The following is a 9,370-nucleotide window of genomic DNA, read 5'->3' as shown; positions in this document are numbered from 1 at the left end:
CACTATATATCATTCTGTCACTTTTTCTCTGAAATTATATATTGTTGTTGCAAAACCTCCCCGGCCCCGTCTGTGCGCCCCTCCCCGGGCGCCCCCTCCGGAGGAACGGGCTCAGATGAACGAGTTGATCTGGATCGTCTCGTCCCGGCCCGGGCCGACGCCGATGGCGGAGATCGGCGCGCCGGACATCTCCTCCAGCGCCTTCACGTAGGCCTGGGCGTTCTTCGGCAGCTCGGCGAAGGTCTTCGCCTTGCTGATGTCCTCGGTCCAGCCCGGCAGCGTCTCGTAGATCGGCTTGGCGTGGTGGAAGTCCGACTGGTTGTAGGGGAGTTCCTCGACCCGCCGGCCGTCGATCTCGTACGCGACGCAGACCGGGATCTGCTCCCAGCCGGTCAGCACGTCGAGCTTGGTGAGGAAGAAGTCGGTGAGGCCGTTGACCCGGGTCGCGTAGCGCGCGATGACGGCGTCGAACCAGCCGCAGCGGCGGTCGCGGCCGGTGGTGACACCGCGCTCGCCACCGATCCGGCGCAGCGCCTCGCCGTCCTCGTCGAGCAGCTCGGTCGGGAACGGGCCGGAGCCGACGCGGGTGGTGTAGGCCTTGAGGATGCCGATGACCCGGTCGATCTTGGTGGGGCCGATGCCGGCGCCGGTGCAGGCGCCGCCCGCGGTCGGGTTCGACGAGGTCACGAAGGGGTACGTGCCGTGGTCGACGTCGAGCAGGGTGCCCTGGCCGCCCTCCAGCAGGACGACCTTGTTCGCCTTGAGCGCCTCGTCCAGGACGAGGGTGGTGTCGGCGAGGAAGGGCCGGATCTTGTCCGCGTAGCCCAGGTACTCCTCGACCACCAGGTCGGCCGGGATGGCGCGGCGGTTGTAGAGCTTGACCAGGATCTGGTTCTTGTCGTGCAGCGCCGCCTCGATCTTCTGGCGCAGGATCGACTCGTCGAACAGGTCCTGGACCCGGATGCCGACGCGGTTGATCTTGTCCGCGTAGGTCGGGCCGATGCCGCGGCCGGTGGTGCCGATCCGGCGCTTGCCGAGGAAGCGCTCGGTGACCTTGTCGATGGTCCGGTGGTACGGGGTGATCAGGTGGGCGTTGCCCGAGACCAGCAGCTTCGAGGTGTCGATGCCGCGCTCGTTCAGGCCGGCCAGCTCGGAGAGCAGCACGCCCGGGTCGATGACGACGCCGTTGCCGATGACCGGGGTCACGTTCGGGCTGAGGATGCCGGAGGGGAGCAGGTGCAGGGCGTACTTCTGGTCGCCGATGACCACCGTGTGACCGGCGTTGTTGCCGCCCTGGTAGCGGACGACGTAGTCGACGGAGCCGCCGAGGAGGTCGGTGGCCTTCCCCTTGCCCTCGTCCCCCCACTGAGCGCCAACGAGCACGAGTGCCGGCACAGGCGTACACCCCTTCCGGTTGGGGCATCCTGCGTAGGCCGCAGTCTGCCCCGAGATAGACGAAGCCCCTGGCGCAATGGCGCAAGGGGCTCTTGCACCGAGAGATTACCTGAGGAAGGACCGGTCGTGTCGTCCCTGTCCACGCCTGGAACCGGCGGTCCCGAGCCCCTTCTGCTGCTGCTCGACCCGGTGGCCCGGCGGACCGACGGGGAGTCGGTGCGGATCGCGAGGGACGTGCTCTGCGGGGGTGCGGACGTCAAGGTGGCCTATCCGGACAACCCGACCGAACTCGACCGGATGCTTTCGCACCGGGGTCGGCGGCGACCGGTGGTGATCGGTTCCGACCTCGCCCTGCAGCGGGTGCTCCAGGCCCTGCACCGCCAGCGTGAGCTGGGCGCGGATCCGGTGGGCATGGTTCCGGTCGGCCGCGCGGAGGAGCTGGCGGCGGCCCGCGCACTGGGTGTGCCGGAGGAGCCGGTGCGGGCCGCGCGGGCGGTGCTGTCGGGGTCGCCCCGCACCTTCGACCTGCTGGTGGACGACGGCGGCGGGGTGGCGCTCGGCGGGGTGCGGATCACCGGCGGCGGAGCGCCCCGCTCGGAGGGCCGTCCGGGTGGTTGGCGTTCGCTATGGGCGAAACTGGCTGCGGCCGAGCAGGCGAACGCACTCACCTCCGACGCGGTCGACCACAGCCCCCGGGTCCGGGTCGAGGCGGACGGCCGGCTGCTGGCCGACGTGCACCGCCCGGTCCGGCTGGTCGAGCTGACCCTCACCGGCGCCGGCGCGGACGGTGCCGGCGTGCTGGAGGTGGTGGTCCGCGCGCCCGGCGCGCTGGTGCGGGCGCGGGCGGCCAGCGTCTCGGTGGTCGGGCGCGGCTTCGGCTACGAGGCGGACGGCCATCCGGTCGGCCCGGTCCGGGCCCGGACCTGGACGGTGCACCCGGGCGCCTGGGGCCTGTTGCTGCCCGCCGCGTGACCTCCGGGTGAACCCCGGGTGAGCAGGCTCACGTTCGGAGCCGCCCGGCGACCACCGCTGCGCACACGGAAAGCCCCAACGGGCGCGAACCGCAAGGCCAACCGCCGCCCGCCGGAATTCCCCCACCCGAATTCCCGGCTCCGTAAGGGGTTTTGTCTACGCGCGTTACTCCGCGATCTCCGCCCGGAGCGGACCTCCCGGGTACCGGAAGCCCTGGTCAACTGCCCTAGACTCGAAGGCGTGCCACGTGGTGACGGAAGACTCAACCACGATCTTCTTCCCGGTGAGAAAGGCCCCCAGGACGCTTGCGGCGTCTTCGGTGTCTGGGCTCCCGGCGAGGAGGTCGCCAAGCTCACGTTCTTCGGCCTTTACGCCCTGCAGCACCGCGGTCAGGAATCCGCGGGCATCGCAGTGAGCAATGGCTCCCAGATTCTCGTCTTCAAGGACATGGGACTCGTCTCCCAGGTCTTCGACGAGGCCTCCCTGGGGTCGTTGCACGGGCATATCGCCGTCGGACACGCCCGCTACTCGACCACCGGTTCCTCGGTCTGGGAGAACGCCCAGCCGACCTTCCGGGCGACCGTCCACGGTTCGCTGGCCCTCGGGCACAACGGAAACCTGGTGAACACCGCCGAACTGGCGGCCATGGTCGCCGAACTGCCCGGCGAGGAGCACGTCTCGCGCTCCGGCCGGACCGCCGCGACCAACGACACCGACCTGGTGACCGCGCTGCTGGCCGGCCACCCGGACCTCTCCATCGAGGAGACGGCCAAGGTCGTGCTGCCGAAGGTCAAGGGCGCCTTCTCGCTCGTCTTCATGGACGAGCACACCCTCTACGCCGCCCGCGACCCGCAGGGCATCCGCCCGCTGGTGCTCGGCCGGCTGGAGCGCGGCTGGGTGGTCGCCTCCGAGACGGCGGCGCTGGACATCTGCGGCGCCTCCTTCATCCGCGAGGTCGAGCCCGGCGAGCTCATCGCCATCGACGAGAACGGCATGCGCACCTCGCGCTTCGCCGAGGCCAAGCCCAAGGGCTGCGTCTTCGAGTACGTCTACCTGGCCCGCCCCGACACCTCCATCGCCGGCCGCAACGTGCACCTCTCCCGGGTGGAGATGGGCCGTCGGCTGGCCGTGGAGGCCCCGGTCGAGGCCGACCTGGTGATAGCGACGCCCGAGTCCGGCACCCCCGCCGCGATCGGCTACGCCGAGGCCAGCGGCATCCCGTACGGCTCCGGCCTGGTGAAGAACGCCTACGTGGGCCGCACCTTCATCCAGCCCAGCCAGACGATCCGCCAGCTCGGCATCCGGCTCAAGCTGAACCCGCTGCGCGAGGTCATCGCCGGCAAGCGCCTGGTGGTGGTGGACGACTCGATCGTCCGCGGCAACACCCAGCGCGCGCTGGTGAAGATGCTGCGCGAGGCGGGCGCCGCCGAGGTGCACATCCGGATCTCCTCGCCCCCGGTGAAGTGGCCCTGCTTCTTCGGCATCGACTTCGCCACCCGCGCGGAGCTGATCGCCAACGGCATGACCATCGAGGAGATCGGCCGCACGCTCGGCGCCGACTCGCTCTCGTACATCTCGATCGACGGCATGATCGAGGCCACCAAGCAGCCCAAGGACAGGCTCTGCCGGGCCTGCTTCGACGGCGAGTACCCGATGGAGCTGCCGGACCCGGCGCTGCTCGGCAAGCTCCTGCTGGAGGCCGAGATCAAGGGCGGCCAGCAGCAGCCGGCCGTCCGCGGCAAGCCGACCAGCGGCAGCGACCTGGACGGCGTCCAGTCGCTGCTCGGCGGGGCGGGCGCGGCCGACGCGCTGCGCCGCCCGTAGCGAATCCACGGTGGGGTCCCGCGAACCGGGGCCCCACCGCTGTTTCCGAACCACCCCCACCTGACCCGAAAGGGCCGCACGCAGTGACCAGCAACCAGAACGGCGCCACCTACGCCGCCGCCGGTGTCGACATCGAGGCGGGCGACCGCGCCGTCGAGCTCATGAAGCAGTGGGTGAAGAAGGCCAGCCGCCCCGAGGTGGTCGGCGGTCTCGGCGGCTTCGCCGGCCTCTTCGACGTGTCCGCCCTCAAGAACTACGAGCGGCCGCTGCTGGCCTCGGCCACCGACGGCGTGGGGACCAAGGTGGCCATCGCGGCCGCCATGGACAAGCACGACACCATCGGCCACGACCTGGTCGGCATGGTCGTGGACGACCTCGTGGTGTGCGGCGCCGAGCCGCTCTTCATGACCGACTACATCTGCGTCGGCAAGGTCGTCCCCGAGCGGGTCGCCTCGATCGTCAAGGGCATCGCCGAGGGCTGCGCGCTGGCCGGCTGCGCCCTGGTGGGCGGCGAGACCGCCGAGCACCCGGGCCTGCTCGGCCCGGACGAGTACGACGTCGCGGGCGCCGGCACCGGCGTGGTCGAGGCCGACGCGCTGCTGGGCGCCGAGCGGGTCCGGGCCGGCGACGTGGTGATCGCGATGGCCGCCTCCGGCCTGCACTCCAACGGCTACTCGCTGGTCCGCCACGTGCTGCTGAACGAGGCCGGCTGGAAGCTGGACCGCAAGGTCGAGGAGTTCGGCCGCACCCTCGGCGAGGAGCTGCTGGAGCCGACCCGGATCTACTCGCTGGACTGCCTGGCGCTCACCCGGGCCACCGAGGTGCACGCCTTCTCGCACGTCACCGGCGGCGGCCTGGCGGCCAACCTGGCCCGGGTGATCCCGGAGGGCCTGCACGCCCGCCTGGACCGCGGCACCTGGACCCCGCTGCCGGTCTTCCGGACCGTCGCCGAGGTCGGCAAGGTGGCCACCCTGGAGATCGAGAAGACGCTCAACATGGGCGTCGGCATGGTCGCCGTCGTCCCGCCGCACTCGGTGGACGTGGTGCTGTCGATCCTGGAGGACCGGGGCGTCGAGGCCTGGCTGCTCGGCGACGTGGTCGACCGCACGGACGAGCACGAGGCCGGTGCGGCCCTGTACAACGCCTATGAGGGCTTCACGACGGCCTGACGGCCGGTCGGACGCGCAGAGGGCCCCTCCGGAGCACCGGAGGGGCCCTCTCGCACGTAGCGGTGCCCCCATCCGCCCCGAGCCGAAGGGGCGCGCCGGTGCCGAAAGGGAGAAGCGAGGGAGCGAGGAACGAGCGAGGGAGCGCCGACCGTCGGCACCGGGTCGGAGCGCCCCGGAGGCGAGGGGCGACCAACACAGCAACGCCGAAGACCGGTCCGGCGCCCAGGGGCGTCAGGACCGGTCAGGCGAAGCTGCGGTTACGAGCGGCGGGAGGCCTGCGACGGCCCGGTGCCCGGCTCGCTGTCGTCCTCGTCGTCGAGGTCGGCGTAGCGGGCGGCGTACTCCGCGTACGGGTCGTCGTCCTCCACCTCCTCGATCGGCTCAGGGTCGATCGGAGCGGTGGACGGCGATGCGCCCAGCTCGTTGGACAGACGGTTAGCATCGAACCCGCCGCTGTTGTACTTCAGCTCGCGGGCGACCTTCGTCTGCTTGGCCTTGGCCCGGCCGCGCCCCATGGGTCGACCCCCTCAACGATGGGGCTCACGGCCCCGAGTCTGACACGTGTTCATGATCAGGACCGGCCTGCCCGAATGGGAGGACCGTCCCTTGGAGCATTAACGGTACCTGTTTCCGCCGCTGGACGGTACGTCGTGGTTGTGACGTGGCGCGCACTGACCGCACCCGAGACCAGGTCTTCCCAGGTCAGGGGAGGTTTTGCGGCGATTTGCACGCTGTCCAGAGGTGTCTCGGGTCCGTCGTTCCAGGACTGATTATCCCCCCTACGGGGGCGTTGGATCACCTGATCGGACGCAGAAGTGAGAATCCGGTTCCACATCGTGATGCGCGGGGGGCCGGAGGTGGCGGCCCCCCGCGCGTCAGGCGCCCGGGAGGGGTCCGGAGGGGGTCCGGGCGGAGCCGGACCGGCCCGCCGGATCAGCCGCGGCGCGAGCCCGGCAGCAGGACCGTGCGCAGCGCGCTGATCTCGCGCATCCGCTTCTCGGCCAGGCGGTCCGCGGCGACGGCCGGCGGGATGCCGTCGGAGGCGGCCCGGGTGAAGATCTCCAGGGTGGTGTCGAAGATCTTGGTGGCCTTGTTCTTGGCCCGCTCGAAGTTGAAGCCGTCGATCTCGTCGGCGACCTGGATCACGCCGCCGGAGTTCACCAGGTAGTCGGGGGCGTAGAGGATGCCGCGGTCGGCCAGGTCCTTCTCGACGCCCGGGTGGGACAGCTGGTTGTTGGCCGCACCGCAGACGATCGAGGTGCCGAACCCGCCGAGCGCGGCGACCACGTCGTCGGTCAGCGCGCCGCCGAGGGCGCACGGGGCGTAGACGTCCAGCTCGGCCCGGAGCAGGGCGGCGGTGTCGGCGACGACCTCCACCTCGGGGTGGGCGGCGCGCACCCGGTTGACGGCCGCCTCGAACGGGTCGGTGACGACGACGGTGGCGCCGTCCGCGACCAGGTGGCCGACCAGGTAGTGGCCGACCTTGCCGACGCCCGCGACGCCGACCCGCTTGCCGCGCAGGGTCGGCTGGCCCCAGCGGGCCTGGGCGCTGGCGCGCATGCCCTGGAAGACGCCGAAGGCGGTCAGGATGGAGGAGTCGCCGGCGCCGCCGTGCTCGGGCGAGCGGCCGGTCACGAACTCGGTCTCGCGCGCGACGACGTCCATGTCCTGGACGTAGGTGCCCACGTCGCAGGCGGTGATGTAGCGGCCGCGCAGCGACTCGACGAAGCGGCCGTAGGCGCGGAGCATCGCCTCGTTCTTGTCCTTGTTCGGGTCGCCGATGATGACGGCCTTGCCGCCGCCGAGGTCGAGCCCGGCCAGCGCGTTCTTGTAGGACATGCCGCGGGACAGGTTCAGCGCGTCCTCCAGGGCCGCCTCCTCGGAGGCGTACGGGAAGAAGCGGGTGCCGCCGAGGGCGGGGCCGAGCGCGGTGGAGTGGATGGCGATGATCGCCTTGAGACCGGAGCTGCGGTCGTGGCAGAGGACGACCTGCTCGTGGCCGTCGCCGGGGGCGCCGTCCTGCTCGGTCCGGAAGATCCTGCTGAGCACACCGGGTGCGGGGTGCGTGGCGGGGGTCTGTACGTCGGTCACTGTGGTGACTCCAGTATCGAGGGCCCGCTGCTGTGGTGCGGGCGTCTGGGGCGAAAGCGTAGTCGCGCGCGCGGGCCCGACCGGCCCTCTTGTCCGAGCTTGTGCCCATTGTCCGAGGAGTGAGACGCGAGGGGGCCGGAGTCCGGGCGCGAACGGTTCGGGGTCGCGCCCTCCCGGGGCCGGGCGGCGCGTGCGACCATGCAGGACGTGACCGTCGTGCGCACCTCCGTACTGCCGCCCTACGCGGCCCACCTGCGGGTCTACGAGCCGCTGGCGGCCTATCCGGAGCCCGAGCGGGCGCACTGGCAGGCCTACGCCGCGGAGCACGGGCCGGACGCCGCCGCGGCGGAGCAGTCGGTCGCGGCGGCGGTGCTGGAGGAGCAGCGGGCCGCCCTGGTGGAGCTGGCCGCCCGCACGCCCCGGGCGCTGCCGGAGCAGGAGAGCGGCCGGGCGTACCTGCGGACCGTGGACGGCGTACTGTACGTGTGCCCGTGGGCGACCAGGCTGCGCAGTTGGCAGGCGCTGGAGGAGCTGCGGGCGGGGGCCCCGGTGGCGCTGGTGGACACCGCGGTGCCGCCGGTGACCCGGGCGGCCGCCGAGGCGGACCGGGAGCGCTGGCTGGCCGGGCACCCGGACGCCCGGCCGTGGATCCTCACCAGCCGGTGGGAGGTCCCGGTGCGCTGGTTCCTGCCGTTCGGGGACGAGGACCGGTGCTTCGTTCCGGGGGGAGCGGGCACGGAGGAGGGGGAGCGGGGGAGGCCGGCGGCGCTGTTCTACCTGGTGCCGATGGCCCAGGCGCGGCGCCGGGTGGCACGGGCCTACCGGGCGCTGCGCGAGGCGGTGCCGGACGGGGAGCTGGTGCGCGGGGCGGAGCGGGTCGGGCGGTGGCTGGAGGAGTTCCATCCGCGCTCGCTGGTGGAGCTGGACTACGGGGGGCTGGTGCATCTGCTGGGGCCGGAGCGGTTGTTGGCGGACCGTTCGGCGGGGGAGCTGGAGGACGGGCTGCGCGCGCTGCGGGCCGGGGACACCGCGGAGGCGCTGCGGGCGTACGGGGAGCTGACGGGGCGGTGGCAGCGGGTGCTGGCGCTGCGGCACGCGAACTGACGTCGGACCTCCCGTGTATGACTGTCAGAGGTCTTTGGTCCACAACGGTGCCGACCAAGGTCCCGGTTCGGGTCAATAGCTGTCGAACGTGACACTACTCACCGTTGACGCGAACTAACCCCTATGTGCAAAAATGGGACAACCAGCCCAACTTCACGTGAGCGTGCCCACTTTTGGGTGGTTCTGGAGTCGATGCGTGCTTTGCGGGGAAACGGAGGGTCTGGTCCCCTCGTAACCGGACGTCACGGCCGTGTGACTGTCCGTTATGGGGTGGTCCATCGCCATCCGTCGGCCTTGAACCCGTGAGGGGTCAATTTTGGCGGTTTGGTCGATAGGGCTGGACGGATGGTGTAGTTGTAGACACCAGGACAAGCCGTTCGTCCTATAACCGACTCGGCCCGTCTATGCCATTTCGGGCATCGCGGGCCAAGGTGCAGAATTTGAAGGATAGAACCGCCCTGGTTCGGTTCTCCCGAGGAGGCCGCTCATGACCGCTCGTACCCCTGATGCTGAGCCGCTGCTGACGCCGGCAGAGGTTGCCACCATGTTCCGCGTGGACCCGAAGACGGTCACCCGCTGGGCCAAGGCCGGCAAGCTCACGTCGATCCGCACGCTCGGCGGTCACCGCCGCTACCGTGAGGCGGAGGTGCGCGCTCTGCTGGCGGGGATTCCCGCTCAGCGCACTGAGGCCTGATAGGCCAAAGGCTCTTTCGAAGGGGGGGGGGGGGGGGGGCCGCCCCCCGCCCGGGGGGGCGCGCGGGGGGGCGCGCCCGCCCCCGCCCCCCCCCCGGGGCGGGGGGAAAGAGGGGGGCGAC

General features: G+C 71.3%; 8 protein-coding genes. 5 read left to right on the top strand and 3 right to left on the bottom strand.

Annotated features, from left to right (window positions below):
• Window positions 1–111: 111 nt before the first annotated feature.
• Window positions 112–1,395, bottom strand: a complete 1,284-nt coding sequence (locus tag ACFWXO_RS22805) for an adenylosuccinate synthase (protein WP_375896292.1) — start codon at window positions 1,393–1,395, stop codon at window positions 112–114.
• A 126-nt stretch (window positions 1,396–1,521) separates the two neighbouring features.
• Between ACFWXO_RS22805 and ACFWXO_RS22800 the strand changes: the two genes are divergently transcribed.
• The 3 genes from ACFWXO_RS22800 to purM all read left to right on the top strand — a co-directional run bounded on the left by ACFWXO_RS22800 (window position 1,522) and on the right by purM (window position 5,360).
• Window positions 1,522–2,367 (top strand): diacylglycerol kinase, encoded by an 846-nt coding sequence (locus ACFWXO_RS22800; RefSeq protein WP_375896295.1) that lies wholly within the window; start codon window positions 1,522–1,524, stop codon window positions 2,365–2,367.
• A gap of 240 nt (window positions 2,368–2,607) precedes the next feature.
• On the top strand, window positions 2,608–4,191 hold the full coding sequence (purF, locus tag ACFWXO_RS22795) for an amidophosphoribosyltransferase (protein WP_380525580.1): 1,584 nt from the start codon (window positions 2,608–2,610) through the stop codon (window positions 4,189–4,191).
• A gap of 83 nt (window positions 4,192–4,274) precedes the next feature.
• Window positions 4,275–5,360, top strand: coding sequence for a phosphoribosylformylglycinamidine cyclo-ligase (purM, locus tag ACFWXO_RS22790; RefSeq protein ID WP_375896300.1), 1,086 nt, complete (start codon window positions 4,275–4,277; stop codon window positions 5,358–5,360).
• A 257-nt stretch (window positions 5,361–5,617) separates the two neighbouring features.
• On the opposite strand, the gene ACFWXO_RS22785 is transcribed toward purM, so the two are convergent.
• Window positions 5,618–5,875, bottom strand: coding sequence for a DUF3073 domain-containing protein (locus tag ACFWXO_RS22785; RefSeq protein WP_375896303.1), 258 nt, complete (start codon window positions 5,873–5,875; stop codon window positions 5,618–5,620).
• Between the two features lie 418 nt (window positions 5,876–6,293).
• Window positions 6,294–7,451, bottom strand: a complete 1,158-nt coding sequence (locus ACFWXO_RS22780; RefSeq protein WP_380525579.1) for a Glu/Leu/Phe/Val dehydrogenase dimerization domain-containing protein — start codon at window positions 7,449–7,451, stop codon at window positions 6,294–6,296.
• 207 nt (window positions 7,452–7,658) lie between these two features.
• On the opposite strand from ACFWXO_RS22780, the gene ACFWXO_RS22775 reads away from it, so the two are divergent.
• Both ACFWXO_RS22775 and bldC read left to right on the top strand, forming a co-directional pair.
• Window positions 7,659–8,555, top strand: a complete 897-nt coding sequence (locus ACFWXO_RS22775; RefSeq protein WP_375896309.1) for a hypothetical protein — start codon at window positions 7,659–7,661, stop codon at window positions 8,553–8,555.
• A gap of 487 nt (window positions 8,556–9,042) precedes the next feature.
• Entirely contained in the window at window positions 9,043–9,249 is a 207-nt protein-coding gene (gene bldC / locus ACFWXO_RS22770; protein ID WP_014137253.1) for a developmental transcriptional regulator BldC, read from the top strand.
• Window positions 9,250–9,370 lie beyond the last annotated feature (121 nt).

Source organism: Kitasatospora sp. NPDC059088 (assembly GCF_042738155.1).
Classification (GTDB): domain Bacteria; phylum Actinomycetota; class Actinomycetes; order Streptomycetales; family Streptomycetaceae; genus Kitasatospora.
The sequence above is the reverse complement of the archived record's forward strand: the minus strand, read 5'-3'. Positions and strand labels throughout refer to the sequence as shown.

Coding starts and splice junctions, on each gene's coding strand:
- ACFWXO_RS22785 (WP_375896303.1), bottom strand. CDS start 5,875: ATGGGGCGCGGCCGGGCCAAGGCCAAGCAGACGAAGGTCGCCCGCGAG.
- bldC (WP_014137253.1), top strand. CDS start 9,043: ATGACCGCTCGTACCCCTGATGCTGAGCCGCTGCTGACGCCGGCAGAG.